General features: G+C 46.6%; 25 protein-coding genes and 1 pseudogene. 12 read left to right on the top strand and 14 right to left on the bottom strand.

What is annotated here, in order from left to right:
- Positions 1-38: 38 nt before the first annotated feature.
- From A9B99_RS06205 to hxpB, 4 genes are all read right to left on the bottom strand, one after another.
- Complete coding sequence (locus A9B99_RS06205) at positions 39-1,430, bottom strand: L-cystine transporter (RefSeq protein WP_064595720.1); 1,392 nt, start codon at positions 1,428-1,430, stop codon at positions 39-41.
- A 120-nt stretch (positions 1,431-1,550) separates the two neighbouring features.
- Positions 1,551-2,141 (bottom strand): metal-dependent hydrolase, encoded by a 591-nt coding sequence (locus tag A9B99_RS06200; RefSeq protein WP_064595818.1) that lies wholly within the window; start codon positions 2,139-2,141, stop codon positions 1,551-1,553.
- A gap of 105 nt (positions 2,142-2,246) precedes the next feature.
- Complete coding sequence (gene kduD, locus A9B99_RS06195; protein WP_064595719.1) at positions 2,247-3,008, bottom strand: 2-dehydro-3-deoxy-D-gluconate 5-dehydrogenase KduD; 762 nt, start codon at positions 3,006-3,008, stop codon at positions 2,247-2,249.
- Between the two features lie 88 nt (positions 3,009-3,096).
- Positions 3,097-3,762, bottom strand: coding sequence for a hexitol phosphatase HxpB (hxpB, locus tag A9B99_RS06190; protein WP_064595717.1), 666 nt, complete (start codon positions 3,760-3,762; stop codon positions 3,097-3,099).
- Between the two features lie 165 nt (positions 3,763-3,927).
- Between hxpB and A9B99_RS06185 the strand changes: the two genes are divergently transcribed.
- The gene (locus tag A9B99_RS06185) at positions 3,928-4,464 is read left to right on the top strand and encodes a YniB family protein (RefSeq protein WP_064595715.1); all 537 of its coding nucleotides are present in this window, start codon (positions 3,928-3,930) and stop codon (positions 4,462-4,464) included.
- 9 nt (positions 4,465-4,473) lie between these two features.
- Here the strand turns inward: A9B99_RS06185 and A9B99_RS06180 are convergent, their stop codons facing one another.
- Entirely contained in the window at positions 4,474-5,334 is an 861-nt protein-coding gene (locus A9B99_RS06180; RefSeq protein ID WP_064595713.1) for a fructosamine kinase family protein, read from the bottom strand.
- A gap of 156 nt (positions 5,335-5,490) precedes the next feature.
- A complete protein-coding gene (pfkB, locus tag A9B99_RS06175; RefSeq protein WP_064595711.1) occupies positions 5,491-6,420 on the bottom strand; it encodes a 6-phosphofructokinase II in 930 nt (309 codons plus the stop codon).
- Between the two features lie 286 nt (positions 6,421-6,706).
- Here pfkB and A9B99_RS06170 point away from each other — a divergent pair, with 286 nt between their 5' ends.
- From A9B99_RS06170 to A9B99_RS06160, 3 genes are all read left to right on the top strand, one after another.
- Positions 6,707-7,465, top strand: a complete 759-nt coding sequence (locus A9B99_RS06170; RefSeq protein WP_064595709.1) for a DUF481 domain-containing protein — start codon at positions 6,707-6,709, stop codon at positions 7,463-7,465.
- Between the two features lie 265 nt (positions 7,466-7,730).
- Positions 7,731-7,973 carry a hypothetical protein gene (locus tag A9B99_RS06165; RefSeq protein ID WP_064595816.1) on the top strand — a complete coding sequence of 81 codons (243 nt, stop codon included), beginning with the start codon at positions 7,731-7,733 and terminating at the stop codon, positions 7,971-7,973.
- A gap of 263 nt (positions 7,974-8,236) precedes the next feature.
- Positions 8,237-8,575 (top strand): GlpM family protein, encoded by a 339-nt coding sequence (locus tag A9B99_RS06160; protein WP_064595707.1) that lies wholly within the window; start codon positions 8,237-8,239, stop codon positions 8,573-8,575.
- A 110-nt stretch (positions 8,576-8,685) separates the two neighbouring features.
- Here the strand turns inward: A9B99_RS06160 and A9B99_RS06155 are convergent, their stop codons facing one another.
- From A9B99_RS06155 to A9B99_RS06140, 4 genes are all read right to left on the bottom strand, one after another.
- Positions 8,686-10,677, bottom strand: coding sequence for a methyl-accepting chemotaxis protein (locus tag A9B99_RS06155; protein ID WP_064595705.1), 1,992 nt, complete (start codon positions 10,675-10,677; stop codon positions 8,686-8,688).
- Between the two features lie 206 nt (positions 10,678-10,883).
- Positions 10,884-12,473, bottom strand: a complete 1,590-nt coding sequence (locus A9B99_RS06150; protein ID WP_064595703.1) for an EAL domain-containing protein — start codon at positions 12,471-12,473, stop codon at positions 10,884-10,886.
- 366 nt (positions 12,474-12,839) lie between these two features.
- Positions 12,840-14,837 carry a choline BCCT transporter BetT gene (betT, locus tag A9B99_RS06145; protein WP_064595701.1) on the bottom strand — a complete coding sequence of 666 codons (1,998 nt, stop codon included), beginning with the start codon at positions 14,835-14,837 and terminating at the stop codon, positions 12,840-12,842.
- A 344-nt stretch (positions 14,838-15,181) separates the two neighbouring features.
- On the bottom strand, positions 15,182-15,622 hold the full coding sequence (locus A9B99_RS06140; protein ID WP_064595700.1) for a multidrug/biocide efflux PACE transporter: 441 nt from the start codon (positions 15,620-15,622) through the stop codon (positions 15,182-15,184).
- Positions 15,623-15,737: 115 nt separating this feature from the next.
- On the opposite strand from A9B99_RS06140, the gene A9B99_RS06135 reads away from it, so the two are divergent.
- Positions 15,738-16,625: a LysR family transcriptional regulator gene (locus A9B99_RS06135; protein ID WP_064595698.1), complete on the top strand. Its 888-nt coding sequence runs from the start codon at positions 15,738-15,740 to the stop codon at positions 16,623-16,625.
- 83 nt (positions 16,626-16,708) lie between these two features.
- Here the strand turns inward: A9B99_RS06135 and A9B99_RS06130 are convergent, their stop codons facing one another.
- The 3 genes from A9B99_RS06130 to A9B99_RS06120 all read right to left on the bottom strand — a co-directional run bounded on the left by A9B99_RS06130 (position 16,709) and on the right by A9B99_RS06120 (position 18,965).
- Positions 16,709-17,470, bottom strand: a complete 762-nt coding sequence (locus A9B99_RS06130; RefSeq protein WP_064595696.1) for an MBL fold metallo-hydrolase — start codon at positions 17,468-17,470, stop codon at positions 16,709-16,711.
- Between the two features lie 66 nt (positions 17,471-17,536).
- Positions 17,537-18,262, bottom strand: coding sequence for an alpha/beta hydrolase (locus tag A9B99_RS06125; RefSeq protein ID WP_064595694.1), 726 nt, complete (start codon positions 18,260-18,262; stop codon positions 17,537-17,539).
- A gap of 43 nt (positions 18,263-18,305) precedes the next feature.
- Positions 18,306-18,965: an HD domain-containing protein gene (locus tag A9B99_RS06120; protein WP_064595692.1), complete on the bottom strand. Its 660-nt coding sequence runs from the start codon at positions 18,963-18,965 to the stop codon at positions 18,306-18,308.
- A 200-nt stretch (positions 18,966-19,165) separates the two neighbouring features.
- Here A9B99_RS06120 and A9B99_RS06115 point away from each other — a divergent pair, with 200 nt between their 5' ends.
- The 6 genes and pseudogenes from A9B99_RS06115 (at position 19,166) to A9B99_RS06100 (ending at position 22,435) form a co-directional block, all read left to right on the top strand.
- Positions 19,166-20,131 (top strand): GlxA family transcriptional regulator, encoded by a 966-nt coding sequence (locus tag A9B99_RS06115; protein WP_064595690.1) that lies wholly within the window; start codon positions 19,166-19,168, stop codon positions 20,129-20,131.
- Between the two features lie 558 nt (positions 20,132-20,689).
- A pseudogene (locus tag A9B99_RS23565) lies at positions 20,690-20,942 on the top strand (antiterminator Q family protein); the annotation flags it as partial.
- A 195-nt stretch (positions 20,943-21,137) separates the two neighbouring features.
- On the top strand, positions 21,138-21,365 hold the full coding sequence (locus A9B99_RS06110; protein WP_064595688.1) for a hypothetical protein: 228 nt from the start codon (positions 21,138-21,140) through the stop codon (positions 21,363-21,365).
- Between the two features lie 338 nt (positions 21,366-21,703).
- Positions 21,704-21,916, top strand: a complete 213-nt coding sequence (locus A9B99_RS06105; protein ID WP_064595686.1) for a cold-shock protein — start codon at positions 21,704-21,706, stop codon at positions 21,914-21,916.
- Positions 21,917-21,929: 13 nt separating this feature from the next.
- Positions 21,930-22,121, top strand: a complete 192-nt coding sequence (gene ymcF / locus A9B99_RS24130) for a cold shock small protein YmcF (RefSeq protein WP_231889161.1) — start codon at positions 21,930-21,932, stop codon at positions 22,119-22,121.
- A gap of 86 nt (positions 22,122-22,207) precedes the next feature.
- A complete protein-coding gene (locus A9B99_RS06100) occupies positions 22,208-22,435 on the top strand; it encodes a hypothetical protein (RefSeq protein WP_064595684.1) in 228 nt (75 codons plus the stop codon).
- 163 nt (positions 22,436-22,598) lie between these two features.
- On the opposite strand, the gene A9B99_RS24480 is transcribed toward A9B99_RS06100, so the two are convergent.
- Positions 22,599-22,694: a YnaM/YnfT family protein gene (locus tag A9B99_RS24480; RefSeq protein ID WP_414855551.1), complete on the bottom strand. Its 96-nt coding sequence runs from the start codon at positions 22,692-22,694 to the stop codon at positions 22,599-22,601.
- 675 nt (positions 22,695-23,369) lie between these two features.
- On the opposite strand from A9B99_RS24480, the gene thrS reads away from it, so the two are divergent.
- A complete protein-coding gene (gene thrS / locus A9B99_RS06095) occupies positions 23,370-25,298 on the top strand; it encodes a threonine--tRNA ligase (protein WP_064595681.1) in 1,929 nt (642 codons plus the stop codon).

The raw sequence follows: 25,298 nt of genomic DNA, 5'->3' as shown, positions 1-25,298 counted from the left end.
TCGTGAGAGATGTTTTTTTAACTGTTCAGAAGCAGCGCTTAAAGTTGAGCCAGTTCAGTATCGTCATCACTGTGCAAACGGCTGGCGTCTGTTTGCTTCATTAGCTGGCTGGTCACTGTTCCCGCGGTCATGGCACCATTGACGTTCAGCGCTGTTCTGCCCATATCAATGAGTGGTTCAACCGAGATAAGCAACGCGACCAGTGTTACCGGTAGCCCCATCGCAGGCAGAACAATCAGCGCAGCAAATGTTGCACCACCCCCAACACCAGCCACACCTGCTGAACTCAGTGTGACAATGCCTGCCAGTGTGGCAATCCATACCGGATCCATTGGGTTGATGCCGACGGTTGGCGCGACCATCACTGCAAGCATTGCAGGATAAAGGCCCGCGCACCCGTTCTGACCAATCGTTGCCCCAAATGAGGCAGCAAATGTAGCAATAGATTCAGGGACACCCAGACGGCGTGTTTGCGCCTCCACATTCAGTGGGATGGATGCTGCGCTGGAACGGCTGGTGAATGCAAAAGTCAGTACCGGCCATACCTTACGGAAATACTTGACTGGGCTGACGCCGGCAATGCTCAAAACAATGCCATGCACCACAAACATAATGCCAAGCCCAAGGTAGGAGGCCACAACAAAGCTCCCCAGTTTGATAATGTCCTGCATGTTTGACCCGGCGACGACTTTTGTCATTAAGGCCAGTACACCATAAGGTGTGAGTTGCATCACCAGGCGTACCAGTTTCATGACCCAGCTTTGCATGACATCAATGCCAGCAATAACTCGCTCACCCTTTGGTTTATCATCAGCAAGAAGTTTGAGTGCCGCCATGCCCAGAAAGACAGCAAAAATGACAACGCTGATAATGGACGTGGGGTTGGCACCGGTCAGGTCAGCAAAGGGATTTTTGGGAATGAATGAGAGTAACAACTGTGGGACACTGAGATCGGCCACTTTGCCCATATACTGGGTTTCCAGAGTATTTAACCGGGTACTTTCAACTGCCCCCTGAACCAAACCTTCGGCAGTAAGACCAAACAGGTTGGTGACAAAAATCCCCACCAGTGCGGCAATCAGTGTAGTAAAAAGCAGTGTGCCGATAGTCAGAACGCTTATCTTCCCCAGAGAAGATGCGTTATGCAGGCGGGCAACAGCACTCAGAATCGACGCAAATACCAGCGGCATCACAATCATTTGCAGTAACTGCACATAGCCATTACCCACAATGTTGAACCACTGTACTGACTGCCTGAGGACAGCGCTGTTATCACCATAAATCAGTTGCAATCCCAGGCCAAAAAATACACCCAGTACCAGCCCCAGCAAAACTTTCTTCGCCAGGCTCCAGTTCGTTTTTCGAGTGGCGGCCAGCCCCATTAGTAAAATAACAAACACAACAAGGTTTGCTATAAGTGGAAGATTCATCTCCATTCTCCTGATTATATTTTTACCCTTACCGGGCTCGCACGAAGAATAGCAGATGACGTTTGGCGTTGATTATAACTAAACGTTATTTATTATGTTTTTTGCGGCCTTGTTGGCGAATTATTCTTCTTTTTGTGCGGTTACATAGCGGTAAAATGCATTTTGTAGTGCATTAATGGTTTGTGATGACCAGCGTATTGCGCTGTTTTCCGGTAATGACTGTGGCATCCATAAAGCAAAACTGAACAGGGCGATACAAAGTACTCGTTCAAGTTGGTTACCTTTTTGAGGACGGATAATCGGCAGGCAAAAGCGCCAGCGGCACGGCCACAATAATGGTACCCCTGCCGGGGTCAGCATATCAGCGAGAATATGACTGAGGTACCCGATTACCATGCCCTGCAATACATCCGCAGGGATAATCCAGCTTTGAGGCACTTTTAAATAAAACAACGCCAGGGTAACAAATACAGCCAACAAACTATGAGTAAACCCGCGGTGCCCAAAGGCTCGCGCGATGGGTTTAGATAACCAACTGAGTCGCTGGCCGAGAAATGACTTTGGGTGGTCAATATCGGGTAGCAGGCAGGTCAGTACTGCTGCGGGCACGACATGCCACCAGTCACCATTGGTGAGCACAGGTGTCAGTTGCGCGTTTTTGGCAAACACGGCGCAGGCAATAGAAAAGAGCAGGTGACCTTCGGCCGTCATGATAAAACCCGGTATAACTGTCAATTCATCCAGTATAGGGTTTTTATACAGTAGGAAAAAGAGGTGACGTTGTAACACTTTGTCAATATCACCTCAAGTGATTAATTATCGTGCAAGCCAGCCACCATCTACGGCCAGTGTGTAACCATTGATATAGTCTGAAGCACTTGAGGCAAGAAAAACAGCGGGACCTTTCAGGTCTTGAGGTATACCCCAACGACCAGCGGGAATACGTTCCAGTATCGCCTGATTGCGTGCTTCATCATCACGCAGTTGCCGGGTATTGTTGGTTGCCATATAACCCGGAGCTATCGCATTCACGTTTATCCCGTGAATGGCCCATTCGTTCGCCATTAACCGGGTTAGCCCCAGGACGCCACTTTTAGAAGCTGTATATGACGGAACGCGGATTCCACCCTGGAAAGAGAGCATGGAGGCAATATTGATTATCTTTCCTCCTGAACCCTGGGCAATAAATTGCCGGGCAACAGCCTGCGAAAGAAAGAAGACCGATTTCAGATTCAGGTTGATTACATCGTCCCAGTCTTTTTCGCTGAAATCGATGGCATCATTGCGGCGAATCATACCTGCGTTATTAACCAGAATATCCATACGGCCCATTTCACTGACAGCCTGTGTCACCAGGCCGGGAATAAGCTCCTGGCTGCTCAGATCTGCCTGTAAAGCCAGAAAACGCCTGCCCAGAGCGATGACCTGTTCAGCTGTTTCATGGGGGATTTTACGGTTGACACTGATAATATCGCATCCGGCTTCCGCCAGCGCCAGCGCCATTCCCTGACCCAGACCCGTGTCACAACCAGTGACCATAGCGACTTTCCCGGCCAGGTTAAACGCGTTCAATATCATAGTTACCTCGGATTATGCTGTGCAGGTGAGTATTCAGGCACAGCATAATCCGGCTGAACAGTTAATTCAAATAAAATGAAATATCGTTTTATTTTAGGTGCGCGGCGGTCAATTCTTCGAGGCTGCTCAGATGGGCATCGGCCAGAACCCAGCGCGGATTGCCTGCATTCTCTCTTGAGGGCACAACAATTGAGCGCATACGGGCTGCTTTGGTGGCAATCATCCCATTCACAGAGTCTTCCAGTGTGACGCAGTTCAGCGGATTTATACCCAGTTTTTCAGCCGCATTGAGGTAAACTTGTGGGTGTGGTTTGCTCCATGCAAGATGTTCGGCAGAAGCCAGAGCGGAGAAATAGGGGCGCAATGAAAACATTTCCAGTACTTGCTCAAGCATGTGTAAGGGGGATGCGGACGCCAGGCCGATTCTCAGACCAAGGTTTTGGCATAAACTCAGCGCCTCCCGTACTCCGGGCAACAGTGGGCGGGTTTCTTCAACCAGCTCGATAGCACGACGTATAATTTGTTGTGTTACTGTTGCGCGGGAGGCTCCTTTCCAGGGTTGTTGCGCATACCAAAGGTCTACAACCACGTCAATTCGCAAACCCAGCAGGTCGGGGAGTTCGTTGCGGCGCGTAATGTCTACACCCTGAGAGGCGATAACCTCCAGTTCAGCCTGGTCCCACAATGGCTCTGAATCTATCAGTAATCCGTCCATGTCAAATATTGCTGCGAGGGTTCCTGTTACACCTGGCATACGCTATTGCTCCTTTTTACGATACGATTTCCATGAAAAGTAACATATAATTCACGACCCTGGGTGAGAGCATTAAAAAACAGGCATAATTTGCCCGTCTGGGTAGACTTGAAGACGTAACGTGAATACTTCAGCTTTCAGTATGGGAGCTGGTGAGGGGAAAAAATGACTTACCAACAAGCTGGACGCCTGGCGATTGTAAAACGCATTGCAGGATGGGTGATTTTCATTCCTGCTGTAATCTCTACGTTGATTTCGCTGCTGAAGTTCATGGATCAACACAGTGAGAAAAAAGCGGGCATAAATGCTGTTATGTCAGATTTTGCTCATGTCATGATTGATATGATTCGGTTTAATACGCCATTTTTGAACATCTTTTGGTACAACTCGCCGTTGCCTGATTTTGCTCACCAACTCAATGTGTTGTTCTGGATTATTTTTGTGCTGGTTTTTGTCGGTATGGCATTGCAGTCTTCAGGCGCTCGTATGAGCCGGCAAGTGCGTTTTATTCGCGAAGGGCTTGAAGATCAACTGATTCTGGAAAAAGCAAAAGGGGACAGCGGGCTTACTAAAAGCGCACTGGAAGAAAAAATTGTTGTGCCGCACCATACCATCCTTTTGCAGTTTTTCCCGCTGTATATATTGCCCATCGTCATCATTGTGGTTGGTTATGTCTTTTTCTCTCTGCTTGGCTATATTTGACTACCTCTGTCAATTATCCAGTATCTGCTCAAGGACCTGTTGCGCGACTGGCAGATGCTGGCCACCAAACAACCTGGCCCGGTTGAGTAGTGTATACAACTGGTAAATGGGCTGGCGTTCAATAAAATCATTGGGAAGCGGGCAGACAGACTGGTAGCCATCGTAAATTTGTGCAGGCTGTTCTGGATGCAACGGGAGCATTGCCAGGTCACATTCCCTGTCGCCCCAGTAACATGCTGGATCGAATATATAAGGGCCATTTGGCCCTACCGCGCAATTTCCAGACCACAAATCGCCATGGAGCAATGACGGTGCAGGTTGGTGCGAGGAAAGACGTTCACGTACCTTTTCAACGATGATATCTATATTACCGAACGTTATCCCTTTTTCGGCTGACAACTCAAGTTGCCAGCCAATGCGCTGCTCGGCAAAAAACGTTGACCAGCGCCGTTGCCAGGTATTGGGTTGGGGAGTGGTGGCAAGATGGTTGTCGTAATCCAGCCCAAACTGCAGTTGTTCACTCCATTGGTGAAGCTTTGCCAGCTGCTGGCCTAATAAAAATGCATTGTGGGCATCAAATGGCCGGGGGGCAAGGTAGTCCAGAACTAAAAAGCTTTGTTCACGCTCACTGCCAACCGCCCACACGCGTGGAACATTTACTGTCTGGCTACGGGCCAGCAGTATCAATTGATCGGCTTCGGCAGTGAAAAGTGGCAATAATGCCCGGTCATCACATTTAATAAATAAATCATGGCCAGCATAGCGGGCACTCCATGCACTGTGCACCTCGCCACCGGGAAGGGGGCGTTGGTCTTCGAACGTAGATTCTCCCAGAGTGTCCTTAAGTAAACGACTGATAGCCTGCCACATAGCATCTCTCCCGTGTCGTCCGATAGAAAATAAAGTTAATGTATTTCTTGCTGATAAAAGGCGATACAGCGCACATCTGAGCGGCAAAGCCACGTAAAGCCTGGCTTTTACGTGGCCTGAAGATAATTAGAGTTACCCACATGGGCGTTGTACTACTTAACTTTGCAGGAAGTAACGGTAAATTTTCTCGGTATTCTCAAAGGAGCATAAGCGTGTGCCCTGGTTTAATGTAGCCGCGCTACCTGCTGCGACACCATAACGCACCATATCTTCCAGACCTGCCCCGTCTGCCAGTTTGAGTGTCATCGCACCTACCATACTGTCGCCAGCACCAACAGTACTCTGGCTACGAACAGGTGGTGGAACCACCTGAACGCAGGCATCACGGCTTACACCCATGGCACCTTGTGGGCCCAGAGAGACAACCACGTTTTGTGCTTTACCACTTTGAATGATTTCTTGCGCTGCAAGCCGAACATCATCAGGTTGGTTGAGAGGGTGTTTGACCAGAGCACTTAATTCTTTCTGGTTCGGCTTAACCAGTGCAATATTGCCCACTTCCAGCGCCGCACTCAGCGCATCGCCAGAACTGTCTATAATACAGCGAATACCTTGTTTTTGTGCCAGATGAATCAGGCCGCATAAATAGTCGGTATCTGTTCCCGGAGGCATACTTCCACTAATAACTAACAGTGAATCAGCCGGGATGGCTTTAATTTTGGCCGCCAGTTGCTGGCATTCAGCACTACTTAACATAGCACCCGGCATTACAAAACGGTACTGTTCACCACTGGAATCAATGTGAACATGCAGGTTCTGCCGGGTCCATTCTTGTGCGGGGACGGGAATAACTGCCACATCCTCTTCCTTTAAGAGGTGGCACAAGTGCTCGCCTGTCGCACCACCTGCGGGGAAAATAGCGGTTGCGTTCCCCCCCAGATGATTGATTGCGCGTGCCACATTAATACCTCCGCCTCCTGGCTCAAACACTGGTGCACTACAACGCAATTTCCCTTCAGGATAGATTTGACTGGTACGCGTTGCACTATCCAAAGAGGGCGCCAGCGTAAGTGTATATATGTTCACTTTTTTCCTCCGGTTGCAGTTTATCTTAAATGGTAGCACTACCTTAAAAGGTATGCTGAAAATAACTCAATGATTTATTGATGGAATTGTAGAGATCGCACAGGTTTATATATAAATATAATCTCTTTTTAAGACGCGCCTTATTCAAAAAATGAAATAAGAATTCATTGCTATGTTATTCGGAGATTTTTATAATTTGTAACCTTTCCTGGGCACATAATCCGTTGATCCTCGGAAAAGTTTCCGGGACCTTTGTGGTCTCTTTTTTTGTTGTGCGGACATTATAATGAAGCTTTTTAAGACAGTACCTGCGGCAATGTTGCTGGCAGGGGGAATGCTGGTAAGTCATATCGCCAGCGCAGATGATTCTGTTTTTACTGTCATGGATGACCCTTCGACGGCAAAACAGCCGTTTGAAGGATCGGTTAATGCGGGTTACCTGGCGCAGTCAGGTAACAGTCGCAACTCTTCGTTAACGGCGGACAGCACGTTAACCTGGTACCAAACGTCCACTGCATGGTCTTTGTGGGGCACAGCGAATAATACGTCTTCCAACGACGAACGTTCTTCTGAAAAGTACGCAGTCGGTGGGCGTAGCCGGTATAATATGAACGGTAGCAACTACCTGTTTGGTCAGGCCAGTTGGTTATCAGACCGTTATAACGGCTACCATCAACGTGACGTGCTGACGGCAGGTTATGGTCGCCAGATCCTCAATGGTCCTGTTCATAGCTTAAGGCTGGAATTCGGTCCTGGTGTTCGTTATGACGAGTATACCGATGGCACGGATAAAACGCAGGCATTAGGTTATGCTGCCGGTTCTTACACCTGGCAGTTCACTGACAATGCTAAGTTTATCCAGGGGGTTTCCGTTCTGGGCAGTGATGACACGACAGTCAACTCTGAAACAGGGCTGGAAGTTGCGATTAACGCCCATTTTTCTTTGAAAGTGGCTTATAACGTAACCTGGAATTCTAATCCACCTTCAACTGCACCTGATCACACTGACACCAAAACATCAGTTACATTGGGTTATAAAATGTAAATCACTGGGCCGAATATATCGGCCCATTTTTTTATTTCTCTCTTTTGTTGTTTTAATTGTTTTAAAAAACCATTCTGGATTACTTTCTTTAAATATCCTTACACTTCGTTCCATCCTTCCTTCATTTTTTATTGCTACTTTTTTGCATGTGTTATTTTTGGCACAAATAGTTAAATAATCGCACTGGAAAAAAGTGTGATCCAGATCTACCATAATGGTATGGCTTAATCAGGCCAGAATAAATGAGTTAACCGAGAAAAATATTATGAAAACTGTAAACATTACCGTCGCAGCCCTGGTGCTGTCAGCGATGTCTTTTAGTACATTTGCTGCGCAGAGTACACAAACTACCTCATCAAATACGACCATTACAGCAACAACCGCTAACCTACAGCATGCCAGTGATATTGAAGCTGGCTCTAATATTGCGCAGGGGTCACAAAGCACCGGGCAGTCCATGGATGATGCATTTAACGTATACACACTGGTTGCTGGTGGTTGGTCGTAATAACATTGCTTATTGATATTATATTATCTTATGAAGAATAAAGCCGGAGAACGTTGTACCGGTTTTTCTTATCCAAAACTCACTCCCTTTCATCAAAAAACTGGTGCTGAGAAATAATTTGCGATAACCAATACTTAGGAATTTTTTATATATTCGGTTATTTAGATTGTTTGTCCAATACCATTCGTTAATTATTGTTTTCTGGTGTTGAACCCCCCCTGTTGGTATGCTGCTGTCTTTATACCAGACGTTTGGTGGGTTAGATGGGGTTATTGTTTAAATCAGTGATTGGTGCTGCGGTTGTTGTCCTGATAGCTTTACTTTCTCGCACCCGCAATTACTACATCGCGGGGTTAGTCCCCTTGTTTCCAACCTTTGCATTGCTGGCTCATTACATTGTTGCCTCTGAACGAGGAACGGCTGCGTTGCGCACTACTGTTATTTTTGGTATGTGGGCTATCATTCCCTATTTTGTTTACCTGCTGGCGTTGTGGTACTTCAGTTCATTAATGAGAGTGCCTCTGGCATTAGTGAGTGCCGTATCATGCTGGGGTGTGGCAGCCTGGTTACTGATTGTTTGCTGGACCCGGTGGCATAGCTAACGCCGTGACAATAGACTATCTGTATATCATGTGTGTATGACATATGTCATATGACAAAGGGCAGGGGAAGCGACCTGAAAACGCTCCCCCTGCTGTTGATGTGCATAAACTTAATCCGCAGTGTCTGCCAGCATTAGTGCTTCCTGAGACGCCATTGCATGCGAACTAACGGTTAACTGGAAAAAGGCCATCGTTTCTTCCAGTACTTTTGCCTGCTCCTCCAGTGACATTGCTGCCGCTGAGATTTGCTGCACCAAAGAGGCATTTTGTTGTGTGGCTGTGTCCATTTCATTGACTGCGATAGTCACCTGGCTGATACCCTGAGTCTGTTCATCCAGAGCCTGAACGATGCCAGTTATGACGTGCTGAATATCTTCGACTGCCGTCATAATTTGCTTCATCATTTTGCCGGTATTATTAACCAGTTCCACACCGTGAGTGACGCGCTGCGCAGACTCATCAATTAACTCTGAAATTTCTTTTGCTGCATTAGCACTGCGTTGTGCAAGGTTTCTTACTTCCCCGGCAACAACTGCAAAGCCACGGCCTTGTTCACCAGCCCGGGCAGCTTCAACGGCAGCGTTAAGCGACAGAATATTAGTCTGGAAGGCAATACCATTGATGATGTTGGTAATATCATTGATTTTGCTGGAACTCTCATCAATTTGCGACATGATAGTGACAACCTCACTCATCAGGGTGCCGCCCTCGGCAGCGATGCGTGTTGCGTCATTTGCCAGAGAAGTTGCAGTATGAGCATTATCCGCATTGTTTTTTACCGTTGATGTGAGTTCTTCCATACTGGCCGCAGTTTGTTCGATTGCCGCAGCCTGTTGCTCCGTACGTGACGCAAGATCCAGGTTTCCGGCGGCAATTTCGGCACTGCCACTACGTACTGAGTTGCTGGCAACATGAATGTCACTGACCATATCATGCAGGCGTGTTTGCATGGTATTCAGTGCGTAGAAAATACTTTGCTTATCTGAAGGGGCGACAGGAATAGAATTACTCAGTATTCCCTGTGAAACTGACAATGCTATCATTGCAGCATCGCCGGGTTCACCACCAACCGGGCGGGCTACTTTGCGGGTAAATATTAAGCCAATCACTACACTGACTACGATAATGCTCACCAGCATCAGCAAAAGTGACTGGGTCAGATCGCGCCATGCCTTAGCCATTACCACGCTGACCGGCGTGACAATGGCCAGTTTCCATGGTGTATTACTGTTACCTACTATAATGGGTTCCCAGGCAATAAAAGCGGGCTCTTTCAGTACTGGATCATCAAACTGGGTAACTTTTTCGCTGAACGGTTGGCCTTGCCATTTTTTACCTGTCTGTGCAGGCACAGGGCTTGCCACAACCCGTTGCCCGGCCGACAACAGTACGGCATAACCTGCGCCATCCCAGGGTTTAATGGCGTGAATGGTTTTTTGCAGTGTTTCCAGTGAAAAATCGGAAGTAACTGACCCCATAAACTCACCATTGCGTACAATGGGAGCAGCAATTGATGTCAGCATGACATCCACCCCGTTGTAAGGGTAAACATAGGGTTCAATGATGACGTCGGTTTTACGTTGTTTCGGCAGTAAATAATAATCGCCTGCGCCAGGCGTTGTGTAATCTACCAGGTTGTGTAACGCAGGGTTTCCGTCGGGGCCACGATCGACATATTTGGCATAGGAGCCAAAACTATTTTGCCCCGGTTTATTGGCGAACTCAGCGTCTTTACCATCGAATGCGTTATGTTCAAAACCGAGAGACATTGATAAAAAACTGGGGTGGGTGTTCAGGTATGTTTTCATCAGTTGATCAAGCCCGGCGCGGTTTGTCATTCCTGCCTCTTTCAGTGCCCATGCACTGTCCCCAAGATCGCGGGCAGTAACCAGTGCATTATTGAGTTGCCTTTGCACCTTGAGTGATTCACTTTGGGCTATCTGTTGGATATAACGTTTAGCGACAATCTCTTTTTGTGACATTGATTGCCAGGTCAGGTAGCCAATCGTAAGAACAAACCCTAGAGTGATGGTGAGAAAACTGCTGACCAACATCAATGTGCGGGTTTTGATTTTCCGTGGTGGAGTTGTAAGAAGAGCCATAGAGCCCCCAAAATGTAAAAAGAAATGCTCCTGCAGCGGTATTCCTTACTTGTGTTATCGGTTTCGGTTCGGAGAACGTTACAAATAAATCTCTGAACGGATACAATTCAGCAACAAAATGTGAGCAAACTTAAGCATCAGAAACTATGACTGCGCAGGATACTGGAGAGAAAGGTGAGTACGGTGCGTGATTTACCCCGCGCTGGTTAACCCATCGGGGAGTGTGGAGAGTATTCTTCGTTGCTATTTTGGGAAAACATTTCCTGTATTTCAGGCAACTCACGCGCCTTTGAAAAAAACCACCCCTGGCCAAGGGCATTCGGAAAATGTGCCAACAGGTAATCAACTTGTGCTTGTTTTTCAATACCTTCAAATACTACCGTCGGGTGCATGTTTTTTAATAAACTAATCAGGTTGGGGAGCAACACTTTATTGAGTGAATCGGTTTCAATAGAATCTGTTATCGACTTATCAATCTTTATTTCATCAATAGACAGGTGAGAAAGCCAGTTCAGATTGGAATACCCGGTGCCAAAATCATCAATAGCGATATTGACACCACTGAGTTTGAAGCGTTCAACCATCTCTTTAAGCGAATTGGTATTTGCACCCTGACGCTCAGTGATCTCAAGGACCAGGTTGCTGGCCGGGAATTGTGCATCTGTGATGGCATGTTGTAGAAAAAGGAGATAGTCAGTCGAACACAAGTCATGTGAGCTAATATTGATACTGATATAGAGGTTATGTTTCCTGACCAGCTCACCTGTATCATGAATAGCTTTTCGGGTAACGAGTTGTGTTATTTGTGTCATCAACCCTTTTGCTTCCGCCAGAGGAATGAAAATATCAGGGGAAATAAAACCAATATCCGGGTCTTTCCAACGTAGCAAGGCTTCAATACCAATAATTTTATTTTTTTTAAGATGGTAAATAGGCTGGTAAACCAGATGCAGTCGGTCTTTGTTAATCGCATCAAGCAGTCGTTTCTCAAGAGAACGTTTTTTATCGATATAAAGGTTGATGCTTAATGAAATAAGCAGGCCGATAAAAATAGAAATAAAAATTAGCGATGAAAGAAGCACCGCGCTGGCATTCACTATACTGTCTGGCTTACCACCCGCGATAACACAGAAATCGTACTGCTGTGAACAGGTTTTCCATACAAGAAAACGCAGGTTACTGGTGTTTTGTTTATCTCCTTCCAGCTTGTTTACATCACGGCCGTAGGTGATGATATTGTGTTGCTGATTTTTATTACTGATAATAAAGCTTAATTGGTGGCGGTCGGTGTCATCTTTGAAAGATCTGAAGACATAAGGTGATAACACAATAGCATAATTACCAAACAGCACCAGATCACCATAAATATTCTCATCAATGCCAGCATTGATAACCCAGGTGCTGTCTTTCAGTTTTATTTTTTGGTTATATAAATTAATTGCCAGAGGTGGGGATAGTTCATCCCATAATGCAGTACATATCATAGTATTGTTCTGCATCCAGCCAATGTCTTTGATCAACGTGAACGACCACAAACTGAGGCGTAAACGGCGTAAAAAGGCGGCGCTGCACGGGGTATATAACTCGAATGACTGGCTTTTGTGTTTTACAGTACTAATTTCGTTAAACAGCGTATTACTTCTGTTCGTCAATGCTTCAGAGAAGGCCTGAACATGCTGTTTACTGGCGGAATAAAACCAAGCTTCAGCCAGAATCATAACAATAGCCAGGGTCACAGCAGTAGTGGCAAGTGTAATGGGAAGACGCCTGTAAATAACCCGAAGTAATGTCTGCACTACTCACCTGAAAATGTCACATTGCCAGTATGTAAGTTACAGATTGATAGGGAATTCAATAAAAATCAAGTGGAAAAAAAATGAAGATGTGAGATATACCATCGCCGTCGGATAATTTAATTTATGGTGAGGTAATTGTATGGTTGATAAAAATAAATTATCTCATGACAATGATGAGATGATTTTAATTAAGTTGTTTGCTTTTCAATGAGATGGCTATCTAATTTTTGATGGGCTTGTTTTAATATGACCGATTCAGCTGTAAAACGGGATGCTAATTTTTTGAGGTGCAACGCCTGGGTATATAAACGGGCAGGGCATAACGTATCAGATAAGGCCCCTCTATTGGGTAAAGGGGCCTGCCCATTAGCGCACTAAATGCAGGAAGTGGAGGTGTTTTTCATACTGATCAAGAATGTCGTGAATGATTTGCTCCTGGTTCCAGCCCATCAGGTCGTAATCCTGTCCACCTTCTTTCAGGTAAACTTCAGCACGATAATAACGGTGTTGCTCAGCATTTTGACTGTCATTATCGAGGCCCGACATGGCAAATGCTGGCTGGCTATAACCGCGTAACCGGACTTCATAGATGAAATTGAGTGCTTCGCCTAAATCAACTTCCAGATGCAGCCTGTCGTCAGAAGATGAATCAATAACACTCCGTGTGCCCTGTTTACCCAGTTCTTCTTCAACCAGTACCATGGCGGGCTGAATGACTTCATCCAGGAAACGTTTGACCTGAGAACGTTTAGGAAGATAAGAGATGTTTCGTAACCTGCGCTGCCACGGAATCGGGTTACGCGATGCAGTCGGTGCTATTGTTGCCAACGTCTGGCTGTCGCGTTTGGTGATATCCACTCTCAAGGCTTTAAGTAGCCCATAGATGGAAATCAGCAGGATAATTGAGAAGGGCAAGGCACTGGCTATTGTCACTGTTTGTAATGCACTTAACCCGCCAGCTAAAAGCAGTGCGATAGCGACAATCCCCATGGCGGCGGCCCAGAAAATACGTTGCCAGACAGGCGTTCGTTCTGCTCCGCCGGATGCCAGTGTATCAACGACCATTGCACCGGAGTCGGCTGATGTGACAAAGAAGACGACGACCATAGCCATAGCAATAAAGGACAGTACGGTCGAAAATGGGAAATGCTCAAGAAAATTAAACAGGGCGAGCGACACATCCTGTTGTACGGTATTGGCGAGGTCCAGGGCTCCTTTATCTTTTATCAGATAAATGGCGCTGTTCCCAAAAAATGTCATCCACATCAATGTAAAGCCAGCGGGCACAAACAGCACGCCAGTTACAAACTCACGAATGGTTCGCCCACGGGAAACACGGGCAATAAACATGCCTACAAACGGCGACCAGGAAAGCCACCATCCCCAGTAAAGTAAGGTCCAGCCACCCAACCAGTTGCTGGATTTTGGCTCGTAGGCATACAGATTAAATGTTTTACTGACTATTTCTGAAAGATAACCCCCGGTATTTTCAACAAAGGATTTCAGCAACAGAACCGTTGGGCCCAGAATAGCGACAAGCAACAGCAGTAACACGGCAAGGCCGAGGTTTAGCTCTGATAATATCCTGATGCCTTTATCCAGACCGGACACAACAGAGATTGTTGCCAGTGCGGTAATAACCACAATCAGAATGACCTGGGTTGTTTCATTTATAGGCACACCAAACAGGTGATGCATCCCGGCATTGACCTGCAGTACGCCATAGCCGAGCGAGGTGGAAACACCAAATACTGTACCGATGACGGCAAAAATATCAACGGCATGCCCCAATGGGCCGTAAATACGTTCGCCAATGATTGGGTAGAGTGCTGAGCGCAAGGTCAATGGCAACCCGTGACGATAACTGAAGAATGCCAGAATGAGTGCAACAATGGCGTAAATGGCCCAGGCATGCAGGCCCCAGTGGAAGAATGTAAGCCTCATTGCTTCTTTGGCGGCTTCCACTGTTTCAGGCGTACCTACTGGAGGTGAGAGGTAGTGCATTACCGGTTCGGCAACACCGAAAAACATCAAACCTATCCCCATACCCGCGGAGAACAACATCGCGAACCAGGAAACGTAGCTGAAATCAGGTAATGCGTGATCCGGCCCGAGCTTGATGCCGCCATAACGGGATAACCCAAGGAAGGTTACAGTCAGGAGGATGAGTGCGACGGTCAGAATATAAAACCAACTGGCATTGGTGAATATTTGTTGTTGTAGTGCTTTAAATTTTTGATCGGCTATTTCAGGAAATAGTGCTGCAAAAGCTACTACGATGACGATGAGTGCAGCAGAAATATAAAAAACGGGCGGATTAATTTGCTTGCGGGGAACACCCGTATTAAGTTCAGTCTGAGACATAGTGGTTATAGTCCGTTAAGTTAAAATTAGGTGATTTCTCCGTTTGACAAAAAGCCAGGATGCCCGTCTATATTAGTATAATTCACTGTTTGTTGCAATTTTTGTGATATTAGTGATTGAGCTGTCCTATTTTTTGGTGAGGAAAAATCGCTTTAATCTTCGTGCCAGCCCATAAGGCAGAGTCCCATCCTGGCATATTACAATGTTATTACCTCGATAATTACCCTAATGAACACCTGACAGAACATTACTACTTATATGGAGATTGGGGGGCCAGCGGGGCTTTATTCCATAACCGTTGTGTGCTGCCCGGCTGGCCCGGGCTCGACTGGTAAGTGAGTGTGCTACACACGCAGCCCGATAAAACGAGCTCGTAGTGTGTCATACCCCCAATTATAGAAAAGTGTATAGGGCAAAAAGAAAAGTAAAAAACCGACCTCAAGTAGAAACGCGTTCAGGAGTGTCGTACTGAGAAAAAAAGCAGCAAGTGAAACACCTATTATCAGAAAACCACCTTCAAATCCTGATGCATGAATAAGGCGTATTTTCAATGTCCTGGCTGTTTGATTATGGGGTACGAAAATATCAAATACTGCGTTATAAAGGATATTCCACAGCATGGCTGCAGTCGCCAGGAGCAGAGAAAGCATCCCCATTTCAAGCAGTTCACGTTGCATTATCCAGGCTGCCAGTGGTGCGAGTATTACCGTTGCTAACCCTTCGAAACAGATAGCGTGCAGTAATCGTTCAGGTAGAGTTCGGTGCACGGTATTGACTTTTTTCATATCTATTGTCCTTGTCATTACGGTAATCAACACAAATGTGTGATGTAATGACTGGCGATACTATCGATATTTAAGATAAAATAAAGATAGATACCATCTGGAAAATCGATACATTATGCGTTATTCCCCGGAAGCCCTGCTTGCCTTTGTCGAAACCGTCTCGGCAGGTTCATTTTCTGCCGCGGCACGGCGTCTGCGAAAGAGCCAGTCAACAATCAGCTCTGCCGTGGCAAATTTAGAAACAGACCTGGGTATCACGTTATTCGACCGTTCTGCCAGACAGCCAGTTTTGACACAACAGGGCGAGCAAGTGTTGAGCTATGTGCAGGCTATCCTTGCCGCCAGTAATAGACTGGATGATCTCGCTGTGTCATTGGTGGCAGAAACGGAAGCAAAATTGTCATTTGTGCTCTCCGACACACTGGATGCAGATGTCCTTGAAAATTTACTTGCCGGGTTCGCCAAACACTTTCCTCATACTGAATTTGAATGCCTGATTGGTGAGAACGAGGATGTTATTGATTTATTGCAAAAAGAGAGAGCACATATTGGTTTGATGGAAGCACGAGAGCATTATCCTAATTTTATTGGTGCCAGCCGTATGCCTTTACTCAGTTATATGGGGATTTATGCTGCTCCCGGACACCCACTGGCAATACGTGAGAGCCTGGTGTTTGATGAGTTACATGCCTGGCGAGAGTTACGGCTCACTACTTATATCGACAGAGGTGACAACGCGGGGCGTGGGCCTGTTTGGTCAGCACCAAACTATTTATTACTGTTGAGTATGGCTGTCCAGGGGTTTGGCTGGTGCGCGCTGCCCTGTGCACTGGTGGAGGAGTTCGCGGGTGAAGGAAAACTGGTGGCATTACCTGTCGCGGGCTGGCCCAGAGCACTGTCTGTTGATGTGGTCTGGAATAAAAATGCGCCACCTGGGGTGGCGGGGCGTTGGTTAAGAGAATATTTGCTGAATCGCAACCATGAGCACCATACACAGAAGTGAACAAGGCCTGGTTTACCTGGCCGGATTTTTCTGAAAATTCAGCTATTCGGCGCGGCCTTGAGCAGTTTTGACACTAAATTTGACTAATCATGTTGGTGTCCACATTTGCCTGAAGCGCATGAATTGCCTCCCAGTCTCGCCAAAGCTTGAGCATGGCGCAGCACCTCCCGAGCCGCCAAAGGCCCCCCGTGACCCATGTGAAAACGCAGTCCGCCATTTTCCACCATCCGAATCAGTTCGCGCGACACAGTGGCGGGGTCATCTTCGAACGGTGGCCGGATTGCGCGTCCCTTCATCATTAATCCACCGATAAGAATGCCTGAGGCGACCAGGTCTCCGACCATCATGTCTTGTGAGGATAGCTCTACCGCAATTGATCCCGGTGTATGGCCCCCCGTGTGCCGCACGACACCATCTACTCCAAAATCGAGTAGATTGAACGCATTACCGTGGTTCATCATGATGTCAGGGATAAAACCTTCATACACTTCATGCGGAACTGGGGTCTTGAGAAACAATTTTCCGACCCAACTCGTCGTGCAATACGTCATCGGTTCCTTGCGGCTATAAAAATCTGCGTCGTCCTGATGAGCAAGAATGGGCGCACCTGACAATTTGCGCAAGTGTACGGCGCTGCCGGCGTGGTCGGTATGGGCGTGCGTGACGACGATCAGATTAATGTCGCGGAACGTCAGGCCATGTTGTGCAAGAACCTTACCGATCTTGAACTCTGATCCGGGAATGCCCGTGTCGATGAGTATGCAGCCAGCATCGCTGCGGATAAGATGAGCATTGACCATACCGAAGGGTAAAATCGGAATGGTAATAATCTGGGGTTGATACATGGATTATCCTTAGATATGTAAACGCCGATGACATTCGGCATATCGTATGCTGAGGTACGCATGACATTACTCCTGAAACAACCTACCGTTATGCATGTTACCATCACCTTGACATCCGGCAGCAGCCAGAGCGATGAAGTCAGCCACGACAAGCGGATGTGACAACATCGGAACATGGCTGGAAGCGACTCGTTTGATCGTTGCATTCATACGCGTGGCCATGCGTTCCTGCTCAACGGGCAGGATTGCCAAATCATTCTCGCCAATCAGATAGAAACCAGGACGACTGCGCCATGCGGCCTGTGTCAAGGTGCCGCCGAGTGCGGCGCCATTGATCGGGCCCTGAGTTGCATGCAGAATCGTCTGCTCGGCGGGATCGAGATCTTGTGCAAACAGGGTGGCAATACCTTTGGGGGTTAGCGACAGGAAGCCTTCTGCGTCGGGCCTGATTTCGTTATTGAGAGGAGCGGCTTCAAACTTGGCGAAGAGTGATCCTGCCGATTCTCCTGCGTCCGGTGCAAATGCGTCGATATAGACAAGCCGTTTCACCTTTGGTGCGTTGCCTGCCTGCCCGATCACTGCACCGGCATAGCTGTGCCCAACCAGAACGACATCCCCCTGCGCGAGCGCAATTGCACGGCTAACCGTCGCGACATCGGCATCGAAACTGGTAAGCGGGAGTTGGACGGCTGCGACAGTCATACCTTTGTCTCTCAGCAGTGGAATGACTTTGGCCCAGCTGGAGCCATCAGCCCAGGCACCGTGAACAAGGATGATGTTAATAGAACTCATGATATTTCTCCTTTGGTAATAATGGATTTGACGGGAAAGACTATTAGCCGTGCCAATGTGAGCATCGGATGAGGGAGCAGAAATTACCGCGATGGGAATGCGGTTCTTTGTCGGCGATCACGTCTGCCTTGACGTTGCCAAAGGTGGTAGCGGGCTTATGCTTGATGCCGTCGTAAAAGGCCTGGATGATATCTTCTTTGAAATCTGGTGTGCGGGGATAGGCTGCGACCACGGCCTCTCGGATTTCAGCGGAAAAGCGGTCATAAGTAAGACCCAGTACATCCATTTCGACGCCAGCGGTCGTCAGGGCGATCACCGGGTCCATGAATTCCGGTATACCCGGTGTGGTGTGCAGCGCAATGCCAGTCCACACTTTTTCAATGTCGGCCGGATCAAGCCTGTAGCTTTGCAAGAAGTCACGGGCGGCATTCGCGCCATCGACTTCGAAGCGAAGTTCGGTGCTACTATAAGATGGCATCAGGCCAATATCGTGAAACATCGTAGCGGCATACAGCAGCTCTGGATTGGCGTTCAGGCCACGTAGCTGCCCGGCGATGGCCCCGAAAAAGTAGACCCGGCTCGAATGATTGAAAAGCAATTCTGTTTCAGTGTCGCGTACAAACTCAGTGATGGCGCGGGCCAGGGTACTGTCGGGAACGACGATACCGTGAATCGCCTGCGCTGCGTAGTGAAGGCTTGTCAAAATATGTTTCCTGTTGTGTAGGTTGGTTTTCGAAGAAGGCCTTATAGCCTACCTACTCATCATCACGGCAACTGAGCCTGGCAGCAATCGCATTGCTACGCTGAAAGCTGCCAAGTGTCTGTGATAAACTGCCAAAGGCAGTTTTAGCGGGTTAGTTACCAGAACCTCGGATCATTTTTGACAAAAGTAAAAGGGTCCTGATGGCAAAGAAAGAAGTTGCACTTGTCATTTTCGAAGGCGTTCAGGCGCTCGACGTTGCCGGTCCGCTCGATGTGTTCACAACGGCTAATGGCTTTTTGCCCGAAGAGGACCATTACCACTGTGTCCTGGTGGCGGCCAGCACACAGCGTCTGCGCAGCTCCAACGGAATGTGGATGGTTGCTGACTTCACGTTCGATCAGGCCGGGCAATCTTTTCACACAGTTCTGGTGGCAGGTGGCCCGCATCTTCCTACCACTCTTCCCGACGCCGCCATGTCAGAGTGGCTAAGGCAGTGGGGTGTTGCGGCGCAAAGATATGGCTCGATTTGCACTGGCGCTTTCGCTCTGGGTCATGCCGGCCTTCTCGATGGGCGAACTGTCACGACCCATTGGCTTTGTTCGGAGCAGCTTGCAAGTCAGTTCCCCTCAGCGCGGGTCGAGCATGATCGAATCCATGCGCGCGACGGTCGGCTGGTGACCTCCGCCGGTGTGACTGCAGGCATTGACCTTAGCCTCGCTTTGGTTGGAGAAGATTATGGGCAGGCCATATCGCTTGCATGTGCCAAGGCACTTGTCGTTGTGGCACAACGGCAGGGTGGCCAATCCCAGTTCAGCCCGCTGCTTGTCGCTGGACGCGCCTCTGAAACTCCGCTGGGAAAGGTACAAACCTATGTTATGGAGCACATGGGAGAATCCTTTCCGGTTGAGCGGTTGGCGGATATTGGTGGTGTCAGTCCGCGCAGCATTGCGCGTCTCTTCGTAACAGAATTGGGCGTCACACCGCATGAATATGTGGAAGGAATACGTCTGGATCAGGCCCGAAACCTGCTTGAATCTACTGAGTTACCCCTCAAAACAATCGCTTTCGACTGTGGTTTTTCCGGCCCCGATCAGATGCGTAGTGCTTTTCAGCGGCGAATCAGCGTCACGCCCCTGCAATATCGAGGAAGCTTCAGACGCGTGTAAACGACCATTGTTCCGTGGTCTTTCATACAACTTCTGCCAAAACCAGACTTTATAATTTTACTGTATTTTCATGCAGTAGTTTGTTGTGAGAGGGAATAATGAAAAATGAGTTACCTATTGATCTGATGAAGAAACTTCCAGAAAAAATCATAGCAAAACCTGGACCAGGGTTACTTCCGAGGCTTAACGGCCAGGTCGTTTTGACGGGGTAGAATATAAAGGATGAACATCTTTTGCAGGAAACCAGGAAAAGAGCCGACCAGAGATTTTATTAATCGAGTGAACTTCACTGGAGCAGTTACGAAGAGTATCGCTGTTTGCGTTCCCCTGGCTGTTCCCGCCAAATGTTAACTGCGTCAATATGTCGCTTCGGGGGAAATAGTGTGCGGTTCCTACGCCTTTAATGTAGATGATCAATGGTATGACGTGGTCAGAAGGGCCGGTACAGCAGTTATCTATAGCTTCCCGTTAAATGGAAGATATCTGTTTTATCGAGTAAATGGATTAGTTTCATTGCGTCCCTTGCTTGAGGATGAAGAAATATTCACTCAGAAGGGTGAAATGCGGTTGTCATGCAGTGATAACGTTGGACTGATTATCGAGAGCTGTCTTTGCCGGTTGAAAGAAAAACGGCCGGACGAACACACTTGGTAATAATGCACTATTTTTATGGTATCCCCAAAAGGCGGCTTGCCCGGATGAGGAAAAAGATGAAAAGCTGATCTGTGCCGAGTTACAGATGGCTGAAGGGTTTGTAGATGGTTGCCTGTCAATGCTGAATGTCAGGTTGGATATGGATATCGAGTTTTGAATATCTGACTCAGAAATTTATTTTTGCCAGCCTGTCTTCGGTGGGCAGGTTTATGTCGAAAGCGGACATAAAAAACAATATATGTCAGTAGTAAGTAATAAACAGGTCAATAGTCTGCATGCGAGTGTATTACGACAGGTAATCAGGCAATGGATGTGATACGGTTGATTTTTAATCGATGAAGTGGACTGTGTAATGAAAAAGGTGATGGTTTTCTTCAACCATGAGCCTGTGGTTGCTCTTTCAGTAATGAGTGGGGTTTCAACAATTCGACGTTCTTATCCCAATGGAGAAGGAGTATCTTTAAAAATTATGTCAGTAAGTGTGTCAGAACCGGGATTCGAACAAAAAATTGTACATGTCGCATCTGACCGGGAGTTGTCTTATGATGAAATAAAAAACGCTGTCAAAAAACACCTGTGAATTTGTGCCTTTTTCCCTAAGAACATTTATTACGACGATTTTTTACTATAACTATCAGTGCCATGAGTTTTCTTTTTATGCAGTTAAATTTTTGTTGACTTTTTTCTGATTTTACCATTTTAACTGCCATTAAATTAAGGTTTGCAATGAAGGATAGATTGTGTGTTAATGAATGTCTGGTTTGATTTGCAGATACTTTTTGCTGGTTTTTAAGTGAAATATTCTTATCTCTAAGTGTCCTCTCGATATCTCTTTTTTGAGCTTCACACGTTGATTTGCTTTCATCTGTAGTCAGACTGTCATGCCGCAAGGTAATCATATTGAAAAGGTAATTAATTATGTCTACTACAATGACTGGTAAAGTTAAATGGTTCAACCCGGAAAAAGGGTTTGGCTTCATTTCTCCAGCGGATGGAAGTAAGGATGTTTTTGTCCATTACTCAGCTATTCAGGGAAGTGATTATAAGACATTGTTTGAAAATCAGGATGTTAGATTCATTCTTGAGAATGGAGCCAGAGGCCTCGCCGCATCTAATGTGGAGGTGATTTAAGAATGTCTCAAAATTGATGCCAAAAATACACTTTCGTTGCCCAAAGTGTCATGGATCACAATACCGAGTGTCATTGCTGAATATAACAGAAAAAAATCCTTACGGTGCAACGTGTGTGTTTTGTAAATCTGTAATGATAAAAAATGCAGATTATTTTTTTAAGGCTGCAAGTCCTGTTCTTAGCTTAGTGAAAGACAGGTCATGAAGGCAAATTATGGGCCTGACATTGACGTCCGGTTTAAAACCCTTCGAGTGTGAGCATTTTTGTCTGTTCATTGATGGGGAAAATATATGAAAGATGTGTTGGTTTTTTTTGACAATCAACCAGTAAAAGTTGTTAATGTCACTGCTCCAGAAAAGACGATATTATGTGAGTGTGTATCTGGTGAGGCGGTTGAGCTTGACATCATGGTTGCAGGAATTCATTCAATCACTGGTGACCATAAAAAAATATGCATTGCTACAGATAGAGAGTTGAATCCGGACGAAATTGTCATTGCGGTCGATCTTCTGCTCTGATTTAGAATATATCATAAGAACTTGCTGGAAAATTTAAAGAGTTGGTTACGCAGGCCACTGATAAAATCAGTGGTTTTTTTTGGATGCTTCTATGACTTTTTGCGTGGCCACGATGAAATGCAATAATATTTTTAATATAATAAATTTTCCTTTCTGGACCTCATCAGAATTTATCCGGATTATTTGACACACCTATCCAGAGCTGAATAACACCAACTATAGTTAACAAAATAGCGGCTAAGGTGCCAGCAACAAGCATTAATGTCATAAGGAAAATTCCTGAAAGATTATGTATCTACTGGTTAGACAATGACTTTTATGGATGGTTTGCTTTTCTTTAAATATATTTATACAAGGTACTCCATTTTCAGTCTACGATAATGGGGAATGCTAATTTTTAATTTAAGAAAGGATGCTAACGTGTTCTGAAAATGATGGTGTACTGTTATAGGAGCGTCACAGAGACGCAACGCTTATTAGTTCAGAAACCTCGTTTGCGCGGTTTTTTTGCGTTTAGTGGCTTAATGCCTGGCTTCTGGCCCCACAACTACATTCTTAACTTTATGCATGCACTGGTTTTTCGGGGGGATTACCGAACCTCTAATGTGGTCGCGATAAACGCCAGATTCGAAAAAGAGCGGTGCAGCACAAAACTCAATGTCAACATCCGGGAGTCTGTGCTGCTATCTTATTGATGGATTGCGCGATGAAGATTGAAACCAAAGGAAAACATGGTTGATTGACCTCAAAGCGTGTACTATTCGGGGCGAGCTTATCAATTGCCCACAGGCTACATTTGGTAATTTGTTCACTGAAATGTACACATTCCGCAGAGTGAAGCGAGAATCCCTGTGTAATCTGTTGATAAATATGTTAAATATGATTTTGTATGTGATCTTTCGTGTGGGTCACCACTGCAAATTAAGGAATTAGAATGCCTGTAATTACGCTTCCTGATGGCAGTCAACGTAGTTTTGACCATGCTGTAAGTCCACTGGATGTTGCGCTGGATATCGGTCCAGGGCTGGCGAAAGCCTGTGTTGCCGGGCGGGTAAATGGTGAACTGGTTGATGCGTGTGATTTGATTGAAAGCGACGCAACCCTGGCTATCATTACCGCAAAAGATGCTGAAGGGTTGGAAATCATTCGCCACTCTTGTGCTCACTTATTGGGGCATGCCATCAAGCAATTATGGCCTAAAACAAAAATGGCTATTGGTCCGGTAATTGACAATGGTTTCTACTATGATGTTGACCTGGACCACACCCTGACTCAGGAAGATATTGACCAGCTGGAAAAGCGTATGCACGAGCTGGCAGAGAAGAATTACGACGTCATTAAGAAAAAAGTGTCATGGGCAGAAGCACGCCAGGCATTTGTTGAACGCGGCGAAAGCTACAAAGTCGCGATTCTTGATGAGAATATCAGTCATGATGACAGACCTGGGCTTTATCATCATGAAGAATATATTGACATGTGCCGTGGGCCACATGTGCCAAATATGCGTTTCTGTCACTATTTTAAATTGATGAAAACGGCAGGTGCATACTGGCGTGGCGACAGCAATAATAAAATGTTGCAACGTATTTACGGCACTGCCTGGCCAGATAAGAAACAATTAAATTCTTATCTGCAACGCCTGGAAGAAGCAGCAAAACGGGACCACCGTAAAATTGGTAAGCAACTGGACCTGTATCATATGCAGGAAGAAGCACCAGGTATGGTGTTCTGGCATAATGACGGCTGGACGGTCTTCCGTGAACTGGAAACTTTTGTTCGCTCCAAGTTGAAAGAGTACCAGTATCAGGAAGTGAAAGGGCCATTTATGATGGACCGTGTGCTGTGGGAAAAAACCGGGCACTGGGACAACTATAAAGATGCCATGTTCACCACTTCTTCAGAGAACCGTGAATATTGCATTAAGCCAATGAACTGCCCGGGTCATGTGCAAATTTTTAATCAGGGTTTAAAATCTTACCGTGATTTGCCGTTGCGTATGGCTGAGTTTGGTAGTTGCCACCGTAATGAGCCTTCCGGTGCGCTTCATGGACTGATGCGTGTGCGTGGCTTTACTCAGGATGATGCGCATATCTTCTGTACAGAAGAGCAGGTGCGTGATGAAGTAAACAGCTGTATTCGCATGGTCTACGATATGTACAGCACCTTCGGTTTTGAAAAAATCGTTGTTAAGCTGTCTACTCGCCCTGATAAACGCATTGGTACTGATGAAATGTGGGACCGTGCTGAAGCAGACCTTGCTGTGGCACTTGAAGAAAATAATATCCCGTTCGAGTATCAACCGGGTGAAGGCGCGTTTTACGGGCCGAAAATTGAATTTACTCTGTACGATTGTCTCGATCGTGCATGGCAATGTGGTACTGTCCAACTGGACTTCTCTTTGCCGTCTCGTTTGAGTGCATCTTACGTGGGTGAAAATAACGAACGCCAGGTGCCGGTTATGATTCACCGTGCAATTCTGGGTTCAATGGAACGCTTTATTGGTATTCTGACCGAAGAGTTCGCCGGTTTCTTCCCAACCTGGCTGGCTCCTGTTCAGGTTGTCGTTATGAATATTACTGACGGACAGGCAGAATATGTGAACGAATTGACCCGAAAATTGCAAAATGCGGGCATTCGTGTAAAAGCAGACTTGAGAAACGAGAAGATTGGCTTTAAAATCCGCGAGCACACTTTACGTCGGGTGCCCTATATGTTGGTCTGCGGTGATAAAGAGGTCGAAGCTGGCAAAGTGGCCGTTCGTACCCGCCGTGGTAAAGACCTTGGCAGTCTGGACGTAAATGAAGTGATCGAGAAGCTGCAACAAGAAATTCGCAGCCGCAGTCTTCATCAAATGGAGGAATAA

It is taken from the genome of Mangrovibacter phragmitis (assembly GCF_001655675.1).
In the GTDB taxonomy this organism is placed as follows: domain Bacteria; phylum Pseudomonadota; class Gammaproteobacteria; order Enterobacterales; family Enterobacteriaceae; genus Mangrovibacter; species Mangrovibacter phragmitis.
This window is presented reverse-complemented; position numbering and strand designations above follow the sequence as displayed.

Excerpts from the sequence above, each read along its gene's own strand:
- A9B99_RS06115 (WP_064595690.1), top strand. The coding sequence starts at position 19,166 with ATGGCAAAGAAAGAAGTTGCACTTGTCATTTTCGAAGGCGTTCAGGCG.
- A9B99_RS06155 (WP_064595705.1), bottom strand. The coding sequence starts at position 10,677 with ATGGCTCTTCTTACAACTCCACCACGGAAAATCAAAACCCGCACATTG.
- betT (WP_064595701.1), bottom strand. The coding sequence starts at position 14,837 with ATGTCTCAGACTGAACTTAATACGGGTGTTCCCCGCAAGCAAATTAAT.
- A9B99_RS06160 (WP_064595707.1), top strand. The coding sequence starts at position 8,237 with ATGGGGTTATTGTTTAAATCAGTGATTGGTGCTGCGGTTGTTGTCCTG.
- A9B99_RS06105 (WP_064595686.1), top strand. The coding sequence starts at position 21,704 with ATGTCTACTACAATGACTGGTAAAGTTAAATGGTTCAACCCGGAAAAA.
- A9B99_RS06100 (WP_064595684.1), top strand. The coding sequence starts at position 22,208 with ATGAAAGATGTGTTGGTTTTTTTTGACAATCAACCAGTAAAAGTTGTT.
- A9B99_RS06200 (WP_064595818.1), bottom strand. The coding sequence starts at position 2,141 with ATGACGGCCGAAGGTCACCTGCTCTTTTCTATTGCCTGCGCCGTGTTT.
- A9B99_RS06125 (WP_064595694.1), bottom strand. The coding sequence starts at position 18,262 with ATGAGTTCTATTAACATCATCCTTGTTCACGGTGCCTGGGCTGATGGC.
- A9B99_RS06180 (WP_064595713.1), bottom strand. The coding sequence starts at position 5,334 with ATGTGGCAGGCTATCAGTCGTTTACTTAAGGACACTCTGGGAGAATCT.
- A9B99_RS06130 (WP_064595696.1), bottom strand. The coding sequence starts at position 17,470 with ATGTATCAACCCCAGATTATTACCATTCCGATTTTACCCTTCGGTATG.
- A9B99_RS06165 (WP_064595816.1), top strand. The coding sequence starts at position 7,731 with ATGAAAACTGTAAACATTACCGTCGCAGCCCTGGTGCTGTCAGCGATG.
- thrS (WP_064595681.1), top strand. The coding sequence starts at position 23,370 with ATGCCTGTAATTACGCTTCCTGATGGCAGTCAACGTAGTTTTGACCAT.
- A9B99_RS06135 (WP_064595698.1), top strand. The coding sequence starts at position 15,738 with ATGCGTTATTCCCCGGAAGCCCTGCTTGCCTTTGTCGAAACCGTCTCG.
- A9B99_RS06110 (WP_064595688.1), top strand. The coding sequence starts at position 21,138 with ATGAAAAAGGTGATGGTTTTCTTCAACCATGAGCCTGTGGTTGCTCTT.
- A9B99_RS06170 (WP_064595709.1), top strand. The coding sequence starts at position 6,707 with ATGAAGCTTTTTAAGACAGTACCTGCGGCAATGTTGCTGGCAGGGGGA.
- A9B99_RS24480 (WP_414855551.1), bottom strand. The coding sequence starts at position 22,694 with ATGCTTGTTGCTGGCACCTTAGCCGCTATTTTGTTAACTATAGTTGGT.
- hxpB (WP_064595717.1), bottom strand. The coding sequence starts at position 3,762 with ATGCCAGGTGTAACAGGAACCCTCGCAGCAATATTTGACATGGACGGA.
- A9B99_RS06140 (WP_064595700.1), bottom strand. The coding sequence starts at position 15,622 with ATGAAAAAAGTCAATACCGTGCACCGAACTCTACCTGAACGATTACTG.
- A9B99_RS06205 (WP_064595720.1), bottom strand. The coding sequence starts at position 1,430 with ATGAATCTTCCACTTATAGCAAACCTTGTTGTGTTTGTTATTTTACTA.
- A9B99_RS06185 (WP_064595715.1), top strand. The coding sequence starts at position 3,928 with ATGACTTACCAACAAGCTGGACGCCTGGCGATTGTAAAACGCATTGCA.
- kduD (WP_064595719.1), bottom strand. The coding sequence starts at position 3,008 with ATGATATTGAACGCGTTTAACCTGGCCGGGAAAGTCGCTATGGTCACT.